Annotated in this window: 24 protein-coding genes; 8 read left to right on the top strand and 16 right to left on the bottom strand. The window is 53.8% G+C overall.

The window, feature by feature from the left end:
• Positions 1–25: 25 nt before the first annotated feature.
• The gene (locus tag CPA57_RS04305) at positions 26–1,942 is read right to left on the bottom strand and encodes a PepSY-associated TM helix domain-containing protein (protein WP_182081576.1); all 1,917 of its coding nucleotides are present in this window, start codon (positions 1,940–1,942) and stop codon (positions 26–28) included.
• Complete coding sequence (locus CPA57_RS04300; RefSeq protein ID WP_182081575.1) at positions 1,942–2,241, bottom strand: hypothetical protein; 300 nt, start codon at positions 2,239–2,241, stop codon at positions 1,942–1,944. Before CPA57_RS04300 ends, CPA57_RS04305 begins: the two co-directional genes overlap by 1 nt.
• A 467-nt stretch (positions 2,242–2,708) precedes the next feature.
• Between CPA57_RS04300 and CPA57_RS04295 the strand changes: the two genes are divergently transcribed.
• From CPA57_RS04295 to CPA57_RS04275, 5 genes are all read left to right on the top strand, one after another.
• Entirely contained in the window at positions 2,709–3,221 is a 513-nt protein-coding gene (locus tag CPA57_RS04295) for a GNAT family N-acetyltransferase (RefSeq protein ID WP_182081574.1), read from the top strand.
• Between the two features lie 112 nt (positions 3,222–3,333).
• Complete coding sequence (locus tag CPA57_RS04290; protein ID WP_182081573.1) at positions 3,334–3,834, top strand: hypothetical protein; 501 nt, start codon at positions 3,334–3,336, stop codon at positions 3,832–3,834.
• Between the two features lie 19 nt (positions 3,835–3,853).
• Positions 3,854–4,207 carry a hypothetical protein gene (locus CPA57_RS04285; RefSeq protein WP_182081572.1) on the top strand — a complete coding sequence of 118 codons (354 nt, stop codon included), beginning with the start codon at positions 3,854–3,856 and terminating at the stop codon, positions 4,205–4,207.
• A 123-nt stretch (positions 4,208–4,330) separates the two neighbouring features.
• Positions 4,331–4,771, top strand: a complete 441-nt coding sequence (locus CPA57_RS04280; protein ID WP_182081571.1) for a hypothetical protein — start codon at positions 4,331–4,333, stop codon at positions 4,769–4,771.
• A gap of 52 nt (positions 4,772–4,823) precedes the next feature.
• On the top strand, positions 4,824–5,441 hold the full coding sequence (locus CPA57_RS04275; RefSeq protein ID WP_182081570.1) for a trimeric intracellular cation channel family protein: 618 nt from the start codon (positions 4,824–4,826) through the stop codon (positions 5,439–5,441).
• A 14-nt stretch (positions 5,442–5,455) separates the two neighbouring features.
• Here CPA57_RS04275 and CPA57_RS04270 read toward each other — a convergent pair whose 3' ends face one another.
• The 14 genes from CPA57_RS04270 to CPA57_RS04205 all read right to left on the bottom strand — a co-directional run bounded on the left by CPA57_RS04270 (position 5,456) and on the right by CPA57_RS04205 (position 13,309).
• Complete coding sequence (locus CPA57_RS04270; protein ID WP_182081569.1) at positions 5,456–5,797, bottom strand: YnfA family protein; 342 nt, start codon at positions 5,795–5,797, stop codon at positions 5,456–5,458.
• A gap of 110 nt (positions 5,798–5,907) precedes the next feature.
• On the bottom strand, positions 5,908–6,138 hold the full coding sequence (locus CPA57_RS04265) for a hypothetical protein (RefSeq protein ID WP_182081568.1): 231 nt from the start codon (positions 6,136–6,138) through the stop codon (positions 5,908–5,910).
• A gap of 42 nt (positions 6,139–6,180) precedes the next feature.
• Positions 6,181–6,618 (bottom strand): structural protein P5, encoded by a 438-nt coding sequence (locus CPA57_RS04260; RefSeq protein ID WP_182081567.1) that lies wholly within the window; start codon positions 6,616–6,618, stop codon positions 6,181–6,183.
• Positions 6,619–6,620: 2 nt separating this feature from the next.
• Positions 6,621–6,926 carry a hypothetical protein gene (locus CPA57_RS04255; protein ID WP_182081566.1) on the bottom strand — a complete coding sequence of 102 codons (306 nt, stop codon included), beginning with the start codon at positions 6,924–6,926 and terminating at the stop codon, positions 6,621–6,623.
• 67 nt (positions 6,927–6,993) lie between these two features.
• Positions 6,994–7,251, bottom strand: coding sequence for a hypothetical protein (locus tag CPA57_RS04250; RefSeq protein WP_229709220.1), 258 nt, complete (start codon positions 7,249–7,251; stop codon positions 6,994–6,996).
• Complete coding sequence (locus tag CPA57_RS04245) at positions 7,251–7,484, bottom strand: hypothetical protein (RefSeq protein WP_182081565.1); 234 nt, start codon at positions 7,482–7,484, stop codon at positions 7,251–7,253. The genes CPA57_RS04250 and CPA57_RS04245 overlap by 1 nt, the downstream gene beginning before the upstream one ends.
• 11 nt (positions 7,485–7,495) lie before the next feature.
• A complete protein-coding gene (locus CPA57_RS04240; RefSeq protein WP_182081564.1) occupies positions 7,496–8,137 on the bottom strand; it encodes a DUF4376 domain-containing protein in 642 nt (213 codons plus the stop codon).
• Positions 8,137–9,126, bottom strand: coding sequence for a hypothetical protein (locus CPA57_RS04235; protein ID WP_182081563.1), 990 nt, complete (start codon positions 9,124–9,126; stop codon positions 8,137–8,139). Before CPA57_RS04235 ends, CPA57_RS04240 begins: the two co-directional genes overlap by 1 nt.
• Complete coding sequence (locus CPA57_RS04230) at positions 9,123–9,812, bottom strand: DUF2612 domain-containing protein (protein WP_182081562.1); 690 nt, start codon at positions 9,810–9,812, stop codon at positions 9,123–9,125. Before CPA57_RS04230 ends, CPA57_RS04235 begins: the two co-directional genes overlap by 4 nt.
• Complete coding sequence (locus CPA57_RS04225; protein ID WP_182081561.1) at positions 9,809–11,035, bottom strand: baseplate J/gp47 family protein; 1,227 nt, start codon at positions 11,033–11,035, stop codon at positions 9,809–9,811. Before CPA57_RS04225 ends, CPA57_RS04230 begins: the two co-directional genes overlap by 4 nt.
• Positions 11,022–11,387: a hypothetical protein gene (locus CPA57_RS04220; RefSeq protein WP_182081560.1), complete on the bottom strand. Its 366-nt coding sequence runs from the start codon at positions 11,385–11,387 to the stop codon at positions 11,022–11,024. Before CPA57_RS04220 ends, CPA57_RS04225 begins: the two co-directional genes overlap by 14 nt.
• Before the next feature lie 53 nt (positions 11,388–11,440).
• Positions 11,441–11,803 (bottom strand): hypothetical protein, encoded by a 363-nt coding sequence (locus tag CPA57_RS04215; protein WP_182081559.1) that lies wholly within the window; start codon positions 11,801–11,803, stop codon positions 11,441–11,443.
• Positions 11,804–11,892: 89 nt separating this feature from the next.
• A complete protein-coding gene (locus tag CPA57_RS04210) occupies positions 11,893–12,357 on the bottom strand; it encodes a Panacea domain-containing protein (RefSeq protein ID WP_182081558.1) in 465 nt (154 codons plus the stop codon).
• Between the two features lie 316 nt (positions 12,358–12,673).
• The gene (locus CPA57_RS04205) at positions 12,674–13,309 is read right to left on the bottom strand and encodes a Gp138 family membrane-puncturing spike protein (RefSeq protein ID WP_182081557.1); all 636 of its coding nucleotides are present in this window, start codon (positions 13,307–13,309) and stop codon (positions 12,674–12,676) included.
• A 60-nt stretch (positions 13,310–13,369) separates the two neighbouring features.
• Here CPA57_RS04205 and CPA57_RS04200 point away from each other — a divergent pair, with 60 nt between their 5' ends.
• The 3 genes from CPA57_RS04200 to CPA57_RS04190 all read left to right on the top strand — a co-directional run bounded on the left by CPA57_RS04200 (position 13,370) and on the right by CPA57_RS04190 (position 14,921).
• Positions 13,370–13,783 carry a hypothetical protein gene (locus tag CPA57_RS04200; RefSeq protein WP_182081556.1) on the top strand — a complete coding sequence of 138 codons (414 nt, stop codon included), beginning with the start codon at positions 13,370–13,372 and terminating at the stop codon, positions 13,781–13,783.
• Between the two features lie 311 nt (positions 13,784–14,094).
• On the top strand, positions 14,095–14,430 hold the full coding sequence (locus CPA57_RS04195; RefSeq protein WP_182081555.1) for a hypothetical protein: 336 nt from the start codon (positions 14,095–14,097) through the stop codon (positions 14,428–14,430).
• A gap of 122 nt (positions 14,431–14,552) precedes the next feature.
• A complete protein-coding gene (locus CPA57_RS04190; protein WP_182081554.1) occupies positions 14,553–14,921 on the top strand; it encodes a hypothetical protein in 369 nt (122 codons plus the stop codon).
• The last annotated feature ends 79 nt before the right edge of the window (positions 14,922–15,000 follow it).

Here is a 15,000-nt window from a genome sequence, read left to right as displayed (position 1 = left end):
GATAGGATGGCCCCGCTGGTAGGCTTTATCTGCCGACGGGGCTATTACGTCTCCAGAGCTGGAACGTGTGCAAGGCTCCCATCCAGAGGATTAAGCTGGCGACGCTGAAAGCGATGGTCAGTTCTGTGGAAAGGGGGGATTGCAACGCTGTATGACGCCAGACCACGATAGTGACCGCCCCGGAAAGGCACAGGGCAGCCAGAGCCAGTACGGTTCCTCGGCAGATTTGCTTGGGTAGCAGGCAATAGCTGGTAAGTGTCAGGGCTATAATTCCGTAATATGACAGGCTGATCAGCTGGTAGGTACGCTCCATGTTGGGTGGTGTAAGGCTAGGGAGATAGGCGATGGGAGTCAGGTCCGTCAGAAGGGGGCTGATAGCTATGATACTGCACAGCCCCAGCAGACAGCCTAGCAGGGTTCCTTCGCTTAAACGGCCCAACCAAAAGGTGGCCGGTGTCTCCATGGGGGTTGTTTCCCCCGGGATTTTGCGGCGATGGGTATTGAGCCAGAGCTGATTGGCCGTATGGAAAAAACCAACGCCACATAGGCCTAGGGCGACATAGAGCCAGCGGACGAATTCACCCCCAAAACTGCCAAAATGGAGAGCAAGGCACCATGTCAGGATACGGCGGGTAGGTGTTTGCTGGCTGGGAAGGTTCTGACTATCGATCAGCTCGCCCGTTTTAGGGTCCAGTAGGACAGCTCCCCGATCTCGGCCGATGAGCGGGTTGTGGGGGTCTGTTCCTTCCGCCAGCAGGTAGGGTTGTTCTGTGGGAGGAAGGCTCTGTTCGCCATTGGCGCTGTAGAGTGGGGCATGGAGAGCAAGACGCTCCGCATGACTGTCTGTAGCGTGGGGAGAGAGGACATAATCCAGCATGAGGGGATGAAACTCTGGAGCCATCGCATGAAGGTATGTCAGGGCCCTGTCCGGTGGTAGAAAAGACGATATGGGCGTTGTTCCAGCAGTTCTTTGAAGTGTGGCATCAGACCTTGCTGCTGTAGAAAAAGAATGGAGCAGCGGGGAGAAGGCAAATAGGGCCGTTGTCAGGGCGATGATGAGATGAAAAGGCAGGGAGCAGAGGCCAAGCAGACTATGCAGGTCCAGCCAGAGACGGCGGGCATGCCCTTGTAGGCGAACGGTCATGAGGGTTCGCCACATGCCCGGTAGAAGCAGAATCACGCCAGAGAACAAAGCCAGCCCGTAGAGGAGGCAGACGACGCCGACAAAAGGCATGGCCTGATTTTCTGGTAGAGGGAGCCCCAGACGGCGATGAAGCCCCCCTATGAAAGCAGGAACGGGAGAGGGGGTGAGCCGATAAAGGGAAGCTCCTTGGGTGCCGGATTGACTAACGAGAATGTGGGGTGTTGGTAGGCCGAGTGGCAGGTCTGGCCCCATAGGAAAGCTAAGGCTGGCGGTGTCTGGAGTTTTAAGTGTCAACCTGTAATGGAGGCCAGAGGAAGGCAAAGACGTGTTACCGGATGTTGGCCCGAGTAGTTCATCAAGTACGGTGGGTATGTCCGTTAGTGGAATGGTACTATGTGCTGGAAGGGAGGGTTGGCTCCATTGCTGCAGTGGTGCAGCAAACAAGGTCAGCGTGCCTGCCAGAAAACTCATGGACAGCATACTACCTGTCAAAATGCCGATCCACCCATGTAGGGAGCGGTAGCGGATGGCTAGATGTTGGAGCTTTTGGCTGTCTCCAAAACCGATAGACAGGGTTAGCCCTACAATCCCTGCCAGACAGGCACCCGTTATCAGCAGAAAAAAGCCCGTAACACCATAAGCCTGAAAACAGGCGAATTCTCTGTCAGCCCAACACGACGCTATGATGAAGAGAGCTGCTGCTGCGCTGCCGATAAACAGCCGTAGCCAGAGTGTAGCGGGAGAGTGCGGACGTGGAGGAGAAGAGGGACGGCTTGTTCTGTCCGGGCGGCGCTGCATTAGGAGGTGCGGGACTGATTGGATACAAGAATGGCCCAGAGAATAGGCACAATACACAGCATAGCCATGCTCCATCCCCCAAGGCAGAAGAAAGCAGGGATGGCACCGAAGACACGGGCCCACAGTATCCACGCTATCCCGCCGGACAAGATGAGGCCGACTATGGCGGCTGAACGGCTTAATCTTTCAGGGCGAGGGGTCTGGCCGGGCAACTGCACCCATAGAAGCACGGCCCAAATGGCCCCGGCCAGCAATCCACCCCAGAAGAAGACGGGCTCTGTTACGACCTCCGGTCTCATGCTCCCTCCTGCTTTGCCTGTATCCAGCCTGCCGATTCTCTCTACGAGAAAAGACACATGGCGACCGGAACTACCCCAGTTACAGGCTCGACTTTACGGGAAGCATTAAAGAAGCGTCAAACATGTATAATTTATACAGAATATAGGGGGCCCCTAATGAGCCGCCCTACCTTAGGGTGCTGTTAGGCTCGGCTTATTGCCGCCGGAATGGACGGCGTTTACGCAAACCACTAAGCGGCCCCGCCGCTGCAAAGCCGATGAGTAGGGAAGCCGTGACAGTGAGCTGAAAAAGAAAGTGGTAGGAGGACGACATGGTTTTGTTCTCCAAGGCGGGGTAATGGGAGACTGATTTTCAATGATCAGTAATTAATTTTCCGTAATAAAGGAATGGTTTTTTCTTGGTCTCTGTGAAAAATATGGAGTGCGCTGCATTGGTTGCCAGTGCAAGGGAAACAGAGAGTGTGATTATGAAAATTCGGTCGGCAGAAGAGAGGGACCTCGTTGCTATCACCGGGATATACAACCATGCTGTTAGCACGACAACGGCAATATGGAATGAGCGGGTTGTGGATGTTGCTGACCGGGCTGCATGGCTGAAAACTCATGAAGAGGCCGATCTGCCTGTGTTGGTGGCTGTTGATGAGGCGCATCAGGTAGTTGGTTACGCCACTTTTGGGCCGTGGCGTGCCTGGGATGGCTATCGTCATACGGTGGAACATTCTGTCTATGTTCATAAGGATAGACAGCGTGCCGGGATTGGGCGGGCCTTGATGGTCACATTGCTGGAGGAAGCCCGGCAGCGGGGGTATCATGCCATGGTTGCCGGGATTGAATCGGGCAATATTGGGTCCATTCGCCTTCACGAACGGTTGGGGTTTTCGGTTGCTGGGCAGTGCAGACAGGTCGGCTGCAAGTTCGGGCGTTGGTTGGATCTGACTTTCATGCAGATTCTTTTGGATGACCGCCTTAGCCCGGAGTGATTCCTAATATTCTCTCAAAATCCTGATTTGCATGGATGGTATGATGTGCAAATGTGGATTCCTGTTTCGGGTAGGAAACAAAATGACGGATGTTCATGAGGGAGCATGGCAGATGAGACTGATGACCGCACAATGTAGAAAAGTCGGCCTGTATGGTGGGATGATGGCTCTCGCTATGAGTGCAATGGTCGGTGCTGCTCAGGCGGAAGAGCTGGATCGTGTATATGAGGTGCAGGCGCAGTTGTCCCCGACAGCACTTGTGGCAGGTAACAGCTCGGCGACAGATGTGCTGAAAACTCAGCTCGGCCCGAATATCCGACAGAAGCAGGAGCAGAAGACAGTTTCCATCGGGCAAGGTGGGTACAAGCTCAGCCAGTATCGGATGAGGGTACGTCTATCCCACGGTAATGGTGGTGGGTACGACAATGGGACGCTAAGCTACGTGATCTCTGCTAGCCTGAGCCGGATGTCCCACGACCATACGGCATCCATCTTTACAAGGGTACGGGGTGTTCTGAAGCTGCATAATGGTCAGGCCGCAGGGGCCCTGCCGGCTAACCGTTATTTTACGGGGACGCTACAGATTAACGCCATTGCGGCGAAACTTTTCTGAGGGCAAAGGGAAGCAGGGTATGCGCTGGTTCGGGACATGTGGTTTGGCTTGGTTTGTCTGCCTGATGGCTCCTATTGGGGCCGGAGCGGTTGATTTAGCTTTGCCTGCTTCAGGGATTAAGGCACCCTATAGCCCTCTGGCTGTGCCGACCCGGATGGTACCGCTAGTGGATTCTTTGGAAACCCTGCTGAACCAGCATTACCATGTCATCACGGCCCATCAGGCAGGGGGAGAAGAGGTGCTGGTTCTCTCTCGTGAAGGGAAGAACGCTGCGGTTGGCAGCACAGTTCTTTGTGCTTTGACGATGCCAGACCCGGAAACGGACCAGAATGTCGTGACATCCCGTTGCTGGTCGTTGAACCGCCCTAACTGATGTAGGAAAGTCATTCTGTCAGATAGGCAGACATGTTACTCATTCTGCAATATTATATAGTCTGCCGTGTCATATCCGTTGGTCGATGGGAGGATGTGATGGCTCAGAAGGGAAGCTATTTTTATGGTTGATTCAGTTTACAGTCTGCTCGGCTATGAGGCGGAAGTGCGCCAGCTGGGGAAGAAGATCGGGCGGCTTTCCAAGCATGAGCTCTTCTCACAGGACTTGACCCCATTCCCCACCGCTCATCCACGAGTAGAGCCCCGGCATGAAGCGTTTTATGCTGAGATTGAAGCCTCTCATCAGTTTTATAGGCAGATGGTTAGCTCCATGGAGAAGGAGTTCCATGCCCTCTGTGAGTGCTTTTCATCTGAACGCTATTATGCGGTTGATAGTGATTTCAACCGTTTGATGGTGAAGTTCAACGGTGATGCAGCTAATGATACTTTGGCTTCCATGCGGTTTATGAATCGCTTCATTCTTTGCCTAAAGAAGGGCACTCCTTTTGGGGAGGATGATGCGCATGTCCTGTTCGCCAATTATAAGCGGCTGGTTGTTCGCTAACCACAGGAATACATTATTCTCTGGCAGAGTGGCGCATGGCAGGTACCCCAGCATGACCTTCGATCTTTATACCACGCTGTATATTATTGCTATCATTGCTGAGGCCATGACAGCCGCCCTTTTGGCAGGGAAGCTGGAGATGGACCTCGTCGGGGTGTTTCTGCTGGGGTGGATTACGGCTTTAGGGGGTGGGTCCATCCGTGATGTGTTGCTTAACCATTATCCCCTTTCCTGGGTGAAGCACCCCAGCTATCCGTTGATTACCGGTTTTGCTGCGCTGGCCACTATCATGGTGGCGCAGCATATGCACAGGCTGCGTAAGTTGTTCCTGTTTCTGGATGCGATCGGTCTGGTCGTTTTTACAGTGATGGGCTGTCAGGTTGCCATGACAGAACATTTGTCTGTGGTCTGTGTCATTATTTCCGGCATGATAACAGGATGTATGGGCGGGGTGCTGCGGGATATACTTTGTAATGATATCCCCTTGCTGTTCCGGTCCGAGTTGTATGGGACAGTTTCTGTCAGTACAGGGGGCGTTTTTCTGTGCTGTTCCCATATCGTGGATAACAGTACCATAGAGCTGATTGTTTCTATGGTTTTTGGCATCAGCTTCCGGCTGCTTTCCATCCGGTATAATTGGACGTTGCCACGTTTTAGCTATCGGTCCTAACGGGGCTGTGTGGTTTAGCTGCGGCCATGGGGTGCCAGAAGGATGAGCATCGCCCCACTGAGGCATAAGGTGGCTCCGGTTATGTCCCACATATCCGGTACTGTCTTCTCTATGAGCCAGCCCCATAACAAGCTTATGGCAATATAGATTCCCCCATAAAGGGCATAAGCCCGTCCAGCATGATCAGCAGGGCTAAAGGTCAGTAGGATGGCAAACAGACCAAGGCACAGGCTGCCCGGTAATAGCCAAAGTGGTGTTCTGCCTAGCCGTAACCAAGCCCACGCAGAAAAACAGCCCGCAATTTCGGCAAGGGCTGCGAGGCCGCAAAGAAGGCAGGAGGCTAGAAGAGGCGGCATGGCAGGGTGACCTGATGTGGTAGTTTAGTCAGGTTATAGCAGGATGTTGTATAAAATAAGAAGGTCTGGGAGGAGGGGCCGCCCGCGGTAAGAGAGCGGCCATTTTCTTCTTAAGAAGATGTATGGGATGTTTCCTTTTCCGGCTGTCCCGGCTGGAGATGATTTCTGGCCCAGCCGATGTTGAGGGCCAAAGCAGAGATGATGCGGTAGGGCAGCACCCAACGAGAACCGGCGACAGGCGGGCGGATAAATACCGTCACCAGATTACAAATAATGATGATGGATGCCGCATAGGTCTGCAGGCCGGTAGGGATGGATGTGAGGAAAGAGGTGAGGTCCATTAATAATATCTCCAAAGGTGAAAAACCGCTCATAGGCGGGGATCAGGCCGTTTTTATTGGCGTCTTCTGTGGCGTCTGCGGCACTTCAGCGGCCACCTGTGCGACTAGGTCCCCATAAGGGGTCTGGCCATTCTCATATTCAATGATGGCCATCATCATTTTCCCTATTAGGGGTGGAGTAACAGGTCCTAGATCGGCAGAGGCCTCCACACCAATTTTACGAGCGACAAACTGTGCGTAGGCAGATGTGTTGTTTTCGTTGGGAGGGGCCCATTTCGCAATAATGGCATTTACGGTACTGAGCTTGTCCCGTGCGATGTATCGGGTGAGCTGGTCACGTAGGGCCTCAAGTCCCGCCTCGGCGGTGGGGAAGCGGGCAAAGCGGGCATTGGGTCCGGGCTCCAGAACGGCCCCGGCCTGATGAGCGAAATTGAGATTGCCCGGATTGTTGTTACGGATGCCACGAGGTAGGACGGGCATGGTCAGCCTCCGAAAAAGTGAGGATAGAGGGAGTGGATTATTTGGTACAAGCCAACAGCGACACCGCCCCCTATGGCCGCCCCACCCGATATGGCAGCAGTGACGATTTTGGACCTGGAAGAACTGGACTCTCTGATCTGATTGCTTAGGGCGGTAAAGCCAGTTCTGAACTCAGAAGCCAGGTTGTCGATTTTAGTACTGAGTTTGGCGATGTCGTCATCATGGCGGGCCTGCACTGCCTCCAATGCTGCAACACGTTCATTTAGTGTTACAAATGGAGGCGGCGGCCCGAGAAACTTGTCAGTCATTATATCCTCTGGGCATAAAAAAACCGCCTCAGAGGGCGGTCATCATGATTGTTGCGAGAGGCAGCGCTTATGATCTGCACGCAGCCCGCAATTCGTTACGCTCATTGGCGTAATCAGTGAGGAAGAGCGGCACTTCTTTAAGGTCTGGATGGGTGCGCAACTCCTGTGCAAGGGCCGTCTGTTGCTCATGCCCATAGGCCACAAGGGGCGGGCATAGGGGTTTGAGTGTCGGCTGGGTTGTGCAACCTCCGAGCAAGGCGCACATAATGGCGGTGGCCAGTGCCCCTGCTATCAGAACGGATGTATTCTTATCGCATCTGGGCATCAGAAGTTTCCTTTATCCAGCGTATCATCCAGCTGAGTATCGGTACGGATGCCATTGGTGCGGGCATTCAGCATGGCCTGCGTGGCCTGTGTGGCAGCATTGGCATTGGCTGTGTCACGCTGGCTTGTATCCACATTGGCGCTATTACGCCCCGCCCGGTTGCCATACCAGATCAACCCGACCCAAAAGCTCATCATTGTGAGCAAGAAGCCACCTGCAAAATAGGGGTTCATGAGGCGTTCTTTCAGTGGTTATCCGGCCAGCCCGCCGTTAGGTCGGCGTTCAGATCGTGCTGTAGCGTGGCGTTTAAAGCGGCGGCATGAGTCTGGCAGGCCCCCCGGTACTTCGCCAATTTCTTGAACAATGCTGTCACGTCATCGCTCGTCATGGGGACAGAGGAACCATCTGCTAGTGTCCACGCCGTGCCATCGGTCCACGCTCCCAACTGCGCCACTTGGGCCTGTTGGAGGGCATTGGCATAGGCCGTATCATCAGAGGGGAACAGCACGGGGGCAGAAGCGTATGTCGGCTGGAAATATACCCCAAGGGCCTTCTTCTGTGCGGTTAGGGACACCAAAATCCCCTGCTGGCCAGCAAGGGTTTTAGGTGGAGTATATGGCACGATTTTCCCATTCTGCACCGCCTGGGATGCCTGAGGCTGGGAGATGTGCTGATTCCACTGATCCGCCGTCATGGGCAGCAAGTCCGACAGGGAGGGCAGTCCGTCTAGCGAGGAACGCCCCCACATATCCCACCATGCGATTACCGGGGCAGGCTGCGCCCCCTTCGGGTCGTATTGCGCATAATAACGGTCAGGATAGGCAATCTGGTCTGGGGATTTTGCAGATGTAGCAGCCATTTCAACAGTGTTATTTTCGTCAGTCATTACATAATCCCTATGGCTAGAACAGGTACCGAACGTGACGTATTAGTTCCATTATAGATGAAATAATCGAACCCTATATTTGTGATTTGCAGATTTCTATTAGCGTCCTGCCGTACTGCAGTCATTCCACGAAAGTTTGTTCCCGGCTCGGTCGTCGCAACACAGATCACAAAAGGGGATGTCCCCGGCTTGAAGGCATTGGGGAAATTGATAGTGCCCTGTTCAGCGGACACAGTGGCAATAAAGTTCTGTATTACCACCCGGCCGTTCATCCCCAACACCTCTGGCAGAACACCACCACCGGGGGACACAACGTTGCCCGTTGCACTATTGAACGACCATTGCTGCCAGCCGCCACTCTCGTTCACGGTACGGAGCGAGAGTACGGGGTTATCCCGTGTCCCAACAAGTTGGAGGGCAGCATCAATCTGGCTGTTATCGGCCTTGCTGTGTAAGGTGCGCCCGTAGAGGTTGTTTCCCCACGTATTGCCGGAGAGGGTAATGTCGCCCGTGGTCATACCCCCCGTCAGAGGCAGATATTTCCCAAGATCAGACGGGGAAGCGTAATTACCAGCTGGCTGGAAAGACGCTAGGGGGTCAGTCCATCCTCCCATGTTCTGGCTAGGGTCGTTGCTGTTATTGTCCATTGTGCAGACAAGGAACCGCCCCGGGACGCTCGGATGAGCCACAGTAGCCCCCGCCGGATAGCCGCCTATGGCGTTGGCAAAGCCAGCGGAAAACGGACGAAGAAGCCCCGCTTCCGATGCTCTGGCGGCCACGGATAGCATCGACAAGATGCCGTTCATATCCTCGCCATAGGGAGGCACGCCACCCGCCGCAATGGGCGTCATGGTGCTTTTGGGAAAGCCTAGTGCCATGCTTGCCCGCCCGATGGCGGTGGCTGTTGTTGGGATAGAGGCGATGGTAGAGCTATCCGCCTGCGCTGCCCACGGCACGGCAAACAGATGGTTAACGTCAGACTGTTTCACGATAGATATACTCGCTGATAGAGAATATGGACCCCGGCGGGGCGGGGCAGGGCACCGCTTTGCTGAATAAGCGTGACATCCAGAGGGGTAAGGTCCCAGCTGTGGCAGATGGTCATTGTCCCGCCCGCACTGCCTAGGGATGAGGCTGCGAAAAAGATGCCGTGGTTAAAACTCTGCGGGCTATCCGCTCCGGCACGTGCTTCTGAAAAGCCGAAATAATCCCCCGCCGCCGTGCCTTCATCCACATAAATGACCTTCCCATCCCCGCCGAATAAGATCATGAGGATGCGGTTTATGTCGGTGATGGACCCGGAAGAGATGTTCGCCGCTGCCTTGGCAAAGATAAGCTGACGGAAAGCATCATCCGTTAGGGCATAATTCTCGGTGATGCTTTTGCCAGCATAGAACACCCCGTCATTAAAGGGCCGTGCTGATCCAGACCCGTCATCGGCTTCATCAAAGCCAATGAATTGGGGCAGTTCTGCCTTGATGACACGGCCAACCCCCACGATGCGCCCCCACACATCCAGCCCCCATCCGGTGGCGGTAAGGGGGTTCCAGACGTCATGAAGGAAGACCTCAATAAGCCGCCTTGGGTCCGCCGCCGCATTGAAGCGTTCGATAATGCCGGTGAGGGCAGGGCTGTTGGCATATTGGGCAAGGATGGTTTCCCGAATGTCGATCATGCCACCACCTGCACGCTGATTGTATCAGCCGTCACGGTGGGAAGCTGGTTGATGGGCAGGGTGATGCGGTTCTGTCCAGCGTTCCGATCAGTGCCGATGGTCAGGGTCAGCACCTCTGCCCAATCGCCTAGCCCATCCACCACAGCCGAAAGACGAGAGGCATAGAGGGTCTTGCCCAGCCGGATGCGGTTTTCCCCGGTCGTCAGATACGCCACGATGGCTTGCTGAATAAGCTGCGCCGCATTGGAAGGCACGGCATCCGAGGCCGCAATCTCCATGACTACATAAACAGCTACCGGGGTAGGGCGGTCATAGTGGAAGGAGTAGGACGGCTGGTTGCCCACATAAACAGGGTTGGTGTCCTGCACTGTGACAATCTGTGTCCCGATGGTGGGGATGCCGGGGGGTTTTTTGTTGAGGATTGCCCGCCCAATATCCGCCGGCTTGCCGCCCTCAACAAGGATGTATTGAGACCCAGCCGGGATGGTCACACCCTGTTGGATGGTGTCTGCCTGTGATGGATTGTCCGTCACAAAGGCATCCGTCACGCCGGGAAGTTCCAGAAGTGCGCCCATGAGGGAAGCGTTCTGCCCAATGCTGTTGGCCGCCACGCTGGCTTGACGCCGGGCCTCAAAATCCGCACGGGTTTCGGCATCGGTCCCTGTGGCACCGGGGGCCGCATTGGTGAGGGATGCTAGTCCCAGCCCCGCCTGATAGAGCGTCAGGCTGTTGGCAGGGCAGGTGATGGCCCCGGCTGTCTGGCATGTTAGGTCGAGGCTGGCCGTGCTGGCCTGTGGCAGCGTGATGGCCTGTGGGGCTGCATAAAGGTTCCCATCTGTTCCCTGTGCCACGACTGTGCCCGCCGTGATGGTCTGGCCGGGGGCGTTCACGCTGGCTTGCACTGTGACAGTCGTTGCCGTGGCGGGGCGGCGTTCCATAAAGTAGATGCGCCCGATGGCCTCCTGCATCCGGCCAGAGGATGACGCCGGGTCCACACCATTAAAGATGGCGATCATTTCCCCCAGAAAGTCGCCCAGAATGGCGGTTTCTGATAGGGCTATCTGCCCTTGTGGAGTGGAGAGGGACGTGTTGGCCCCGCCACCTAGAGCGGCGTTCATGTCGGTCAGAACCCCGGCAAGGATGTCTTGCTCGGAGGGGGCGGTGAAGCCCGCATCGGTGAGGGAGGGGGCCGGGACGTTGGTCGTGGCGTCAGAACTGGGCATAGTCCGTGCTCCCATCGCTGAAGGTTACGAGAATGACGCCGGTGAGCTGGCGGTCTTTGGTGGGATTGGCAAGGTGACAGGTTGCCGCCGCCACGCCGGGAACAGACATGGCGGCATCCTCGATCTCCGAAGAATAGAAGGAGAGGTCCACGTCCGAGCGGAGAATGTCCGTGTCGTAAGGGATGCCCTGCCCGGTGTCGTAGAGCACCTCGCCTAGCCATGTACGGGCGGCAGAGCATACGTCTTGCAGGATGGCCGCCTTGTCCGTCAGCACGACCAGATTGCCCGTGCTGTCCAGTGTCAGGTCCCAGTCAGAGGTGAGGGATAGGGTTTTCATGAGAACTCCGGGCATAAAAAAACCCTCCCGGTGAGGGGAGGGGTGTGGAGGGAAGGAAGATTTTTATATTATCTATCTCTTTTTATACCAGCTTTCGCAAATATACCGGCTGTATATGATAATATAATAGCGACTATGGAGGTTAATTCTTGCTGATTGTCGTGAGATAGCCACTTCCATTTTTCAGGTAAAATAAGATTCAGTACCCATGTTGAAGATATAAGAAACGCAGAAAAAGCTCCCGTATAAACGGTTACATTTACAGTTGAATTCTGTATCTTCCTCAATAGTCTTTTTTTTAATATATTATGTTTTATGTCATCTTCTCTACTCTTTCTCTTTAGCTCATCTTCTGATAAGCCGTCCTCAAGTCCATCTGAAATAATTTTTTGAGAGCGGTCGTTTGCTATACGTGCATCATAATTAATCATATGCTCCCTGATGTCAGATATATCTATATCCTCAGGAAGACTCTTATTGTTGCATTTAATTGTCACAATAAAACCTTAGAAAAATAAAACTAGCATTTATTTTTTTTTGATTTTTCTATTTTATCTACATAGTACCTTTCAATCATCCAGTCGGGAATAGGTGCCCATGCACCCTGGGAGTTATAAATTTGTTCCCAAGGAGTATTGGGTAGGTGAGTTAAGGTACTTAACTCAGGGCCACTCATTCCTTTGTATGTGTCGAAAACTCTATTAATAACTTCTCTCATTTGGGGTGAAAGAGTTTCTGTAGGTGCTTGCAGTGTTGTAGTAACAGGATTGCGTTTGTAATGCCTGATTTGTTCGTAAAGTTCGGGCACGACGGGCCCGTACATCCATGCTTCAATGCGATTCCTTATAAGGGGAACACGATGTGTACCTAGCATCCATCCATGGGCTAAGTAGACAAGTTTAAGTAATTTCATAGGGGTTAATTGCATGTCATGATCGCTCGCCAATTCGAGAAACCGATTGGCAACTGTTTGGACGCTGACCATAAGTTCATCTCCTCCTTGGTGAGCGGTATGTAAAAATACCCTGCTCACACTGTGGTAGGGGGTATGCTGTACGCCCATATAGCGCATATTGACAGTAGTTCAATAGATCTTGCAAGAAGATGCTATTAGAGCGTGAGGGGCAGGCTCGCTGGCTTTTATCAGAGAGAAGAGTAAGAAAGGTTAGGTTGTTATTCTTCTCAGAGAGTCCCTGATGAGCTGATTACGACTGACGCCATGAGCAGCGACCATCTCGACAGTACGGGTATGTTTCTTCTCTGGCTGTCGGACTTGAAACTCGCCATGGAATAAGCCAGTGTTAGGGGCAAATGCAATGACGGCCCGGTGCCGTAGAGCACCTCGCCCAGCCATGCACGTGCTGTTTCAGCGAGACGCCACCCGCCTTCACATCACCGCTGGTCTCGATGTCGCAGTTTGCTGTGACCTTCGCCGCTTCGATGGACACTGTCCCCGGCGTCACGATCCTCCAGCCCTGATCCGTTGCCTGAATGAACTGGTCCGGTCCGTTGTTCAGGAATCCGCCCACATAGACACAGTCCTGCATGGCGAACTGCCGGAACGAAGCGGGGGGAGAGGGCTGCCGTGTGGTGATGGCATGGGTATGATCCCGTCCGGATATGATGATGAAACCGATGTCCCCCGGTTTCGGGTCGATTATGAGAGCGGACGTGCCACCTTGGATGCGGAGATAGGGCACGTTGTGAATCATCTGGCGGGGGTGGGGCTTGCCCTGTTTGTCCTGCTGGTGGACCATCGGCTGCACATCCACCATGCCAGTGATGGAGGCGGCCCCAGCCTTCACGGCCTTCACCTGCACCAGCATGGAGGGGCCGATCTTGCGGATATGGTCCTGCACCCTCCTGTCCATGATCGTGGCGATGTCGAGGTCGGGGCTGGACCGGTCCCAGTAAGGTGCGTTGGTGTTTTCTGTCATGGGGCTTCCCCTCAGTTGCTCTGATGGCTTAGATGGACGCAGACATTACGGGAGATGACCATGAAACACTTCCTCCTTCTCACAGCCGCCTTTATTGGGCTGTCCGGCGTGGCTTGGGCAGATGCGCTTGAAGAACAAGCGAAGCATGACCCGGCTTTGGCGGAGGCGATCGCACATGCTAAAAAAAGTGGGCACTACAGCTACGGCTATCAGCCCAGTGAAAGCGATATCGAGGCGACAAGAAGTCAAATGGGCGCAAAAACTGAGATTCAACTCCGCAGAATGGGTATGTCACCCGATGTCGCCCGCAAAGCGGTATGGGCATCACAGAATCGCCCATATAGCGCATGTGCTCATTATGTCGCCCAGCTTACGGCTGATTATGAGAATGGACTTGATCGCCCTGATTATGACGACAAACTCGTAATCTCTATCGAACACTCTGGCACTTGCGAGCGTAAGAACCTCGACTGAGAAGGCAGGTCAGTCTCCCCGTCATTTATCTGAACTCCACAATGCGTGGGCTGTTTTAGCGATATATTCTCTGCAGTCCGTTGCCTGAATGAACTGGTCCGACCCGTTATTGAGAAACCAATCTGCATAGACACAGTCTTCCATAGAAAATTGACGGAACGAGGATGGAGGAGAGATAGGCTCTTCCGCAGGCCTGTGGAGTGTGGTTTTCATTACAGAACCTGATGGTACAAGGTTTAGCTGTTAGATTCGGGGCCCATTCCTGATGAGGTGGGAGCCGTCATTTTTCAGGAATGAATAGGAATAGGGGCATGAGACATCTGGTGCTGTTTGCTGTTTTTGCATTGGCTTTGTCCGGTGTGGCACGGGCCGAGGCTATCTATCTGAGGAATGAGGATGGGTCCTTCACCATTGATCCCCCCAAAGCTAATGAATTCTTGCATAAGGCCTATTCTAACAAGCGGATTGCCGATAACGCCTATGATGTGTTGATCAATAAAAGGCGGGGCAATTGCTATGATGCGGTGATTCATTTGTTGAGATATTTTGATGATGGGCCGGGTAACGTGCCAAAATATTGTTACAAGCCGGATTTGGCTAGTGATGATACGATTACTGACCACCCGGAGGGGATGAAAATGCCCTGAGGGCAACACTCAGCCACAAAATTGTCAGACTGCCAGCCCTACATGCTGGAGCCAGATTGGAGAGGGGGATAGTATGCGCTACCGTCTCCATTCTTTGAGGCATAATGCGGGAACCTTGCTTTATGAAACATGTTCTTTTTGTAGTTGTAGCCGCTGCTGTATGGGTCGGAGTGGCCAATGCAGATGAACTAAGCCATATGCCGGAAGTCAAAGGAACTTTGTCCCAGGCCTTGCATAGTGCCAGAGTGGAGAGCCATCAGGCACCAAACCATCAGGAACAATTGACGGATGAAGAGAACCTGCGTCGTATCGGGCTTTCTGCCGAGACGGTAAGGGATGGTCTGTGGGCTGTTGCTCATCGCCCCCATTCCCCTTGTGCCCAGTATATTCGCCAGTTAACAGCGGATGCGAAGGGTAGTTCAGCCGCTCTGTTACAGAGTGACCAGCGGTTGGTTGTCTATGTTGAGAATTCTGGAATCTGTGAACGGTAAGATCTGGCTGGCGGCTTTACCCGGTAGGGGTGGCTCGTTACCCTGTCCTCCTGTTCTGGCAGGATGAGGGAAAGGAAAG

Source organism: Bombella favorum (assembly GCF_014048475.1).
In the GTDB taxonomy this organism is placed as follows: Bacteria; Pseudomonadota; Alphaproteobacteria; order Acetobacterales; family Acetobacteraceae; genus Bombella; species Bombella favorum.
Note: the sequence above shows the minus strand (reverse complement) of the source record. Positions and strands in the feature narration are given on the sequence as shown.

What these genes read in the sequence shown, in the direction of transcription:
- CPA57_RS04255 (WP_182081566.1), bottom strand. Translation starts at nt 6,926, where the DNA reads ATGACTGACAAGTTTCTCGGGCCGCCGCCTCCATTTGTAACACTAAAT.
- CPA57_RS04190 (WP_182081554.1), top strand. Translation starts at nt 14,553, where the DNA reads ATGAAACATGTTCTTTTTGTAGTTGTAGCCGCTGCTGTATGGGTCGGA.
- CPA57_RS04265 (WP_182081568.1), bottom strand. Translation starts at nt 6,138, where the DNA reads ATGGACCTCACCTCTTTCCTCACATCCATCCCTACCGGCCTGCAGACC.
- CPA57_RS04280 (WP_182081571.1), top strand. Translation starts at nt 4,331, where the DNA reads ATGGTTGATTCAGTTTACAGTCTGCTCGGCTATGAGGCGGAAGTGCGC.
- CPA57_RS04205 (WP_182081557.1), bottom strand. Translation starts at nt 13,309, where the DNA reads ATGACAGAAAACACCAACGCACCTTACTGGGACCGGTCCAGCCCCGAC.
- CPA57_RS04220 (WP_182081560.1), bottom strand. Translation starts at nt 11,387, where the DNA reads ATGCCCGGAGTTCTCATGAAAACCCTATCCCTCACCTCTGACTGGGAC.
- CPA57_RS04225 (WP_182081561.1), bottom strand. Translation starts at nt 11,035, where the DNA reads ATGCCCAGTTCTGACGCCACGACCAACGTCCCGGCCCCCTCCCTCACC.
- CPA57_RS04290 (WP_182081573.1), top strand. Translation starts at nt 3,334, where the DNA reads ATGAGACTGATGACCGCACAATGTAGAAAAGTCGGCCTGTATGGTGGG.
- CPA57_RS04245 (WP_182081565.1), bottom strand. Translation starts at nt 7,484, where the DNA reads ATGAACCCCTATTTTGCAGGTGGCTTCTTGCTCACAATGATGAGCTTT.
- CPA57_RS04275 (WP_182081570.1), top strand. Translation starts at nt 4,824, where the DNA reads ATGACCTTCGATCTTTATACCACGCTGTATATTATTGCTATCATTGCT.
- CPA57_RS04285 (WP_182081572.1), top strand. Translation starts at nt 3,854, where the DNA reads ATGCGCTGGTTCGGGACATGTGGTTTGGCTTGGTTTGTCTGCCTGATG.
- CPA57_RS04210 (WP_182081558.1), bottom strand. Translation starts at nt 12,357, where the DNA reads ATGGTCAGCGTCCAAACAGTTGCCAATCGGTTTCTCGAATTGGCGAGC.
- CPA57_RS04195 (WP_182081555.1), top strand. Translation starts at nt 14,095, where the DNA reads ATGAGACATCTGGTGCTGTTTGCTGTTTTTGCATTGGCTTTGTCCGGT.
- CPA57_RS04230 (WP_182081562.1), bottom strand. Translation starts at nt 9,812, where the DNA reads ATGATCGACATTCGGGAAACCATCCTTGCCCAATATGCCAACAGCCCT.
- CPA57_RS04200 (WP_182081556.1), top strand. Translation starts at nt 13,370, where the DNA reads ATGAAACACTTCCTCCTTCTCACAGCCGCCTTTATTGGGCTGTCCGGC.
- CPA57_RS04260 (WP_182081567.1), bottom strand. Translation starts at nt 6,618, where the DNA reads ATGCCCGTCCTACCTCGTGGCATCCGTAACAACAATCCGGGCAATCTC.
- CPA57_RS04295 (WP_182081574.1), top strand. Translation starts at nt 2,709, where the DNA reads ATGAAAATTCGGTCGGCAGAAGAGAGGGACCTCGTTGCTATCACCGGG.
- CPA57_RS04305 (WP_182081576.1), bottom strand. Translation starts at nt 1,942, where the DNA reads ATGCAGCGCCGCCCGGACAGAACAAGCCGTCCCTCTTCTCCTCCACGT.
- CPA57_RS04215 (WP_182081559.1), bottom strand. Translation starts at nt 11,803, where the DNA reads ATGATTAATTATGATGCACGTATAGCAAACGACCGCTCTCAAAAAATT.
- CPA57_RS04240 (WP_182081564.1), bottom strand. Translation starts at nt 8,137, where the DNA reads ATGACTGACGAAAATAACACTGTTGAAATGGCTGCTACATCTGCAAAA.
- CPA57_RS04270 (WP_182081569.1), bottom strand. Translation starts at nt 5,797, where the DNA reads ATGCCGCCTCTTCTAGCCTCCTGCCTTCTTTGCGGCCTCGCAGCCCTT.
- CPA57_RS04250 (WP_229709220.1), bottom strand. Translation starts at nt 7,251, where the DNA reads ATGCCCAGATGCGATAAGAATACATCCGTTCTGATAGCAGGGGCACTG.
- CPA57_RS04300 (WP_182081575.1), bottom strand. Translation starts at nt 2,241, where the DNA reads ATGAGACCGGAGGTCGTAACAGAGCCCGTCTTCTTCTGGGGTGGATTG.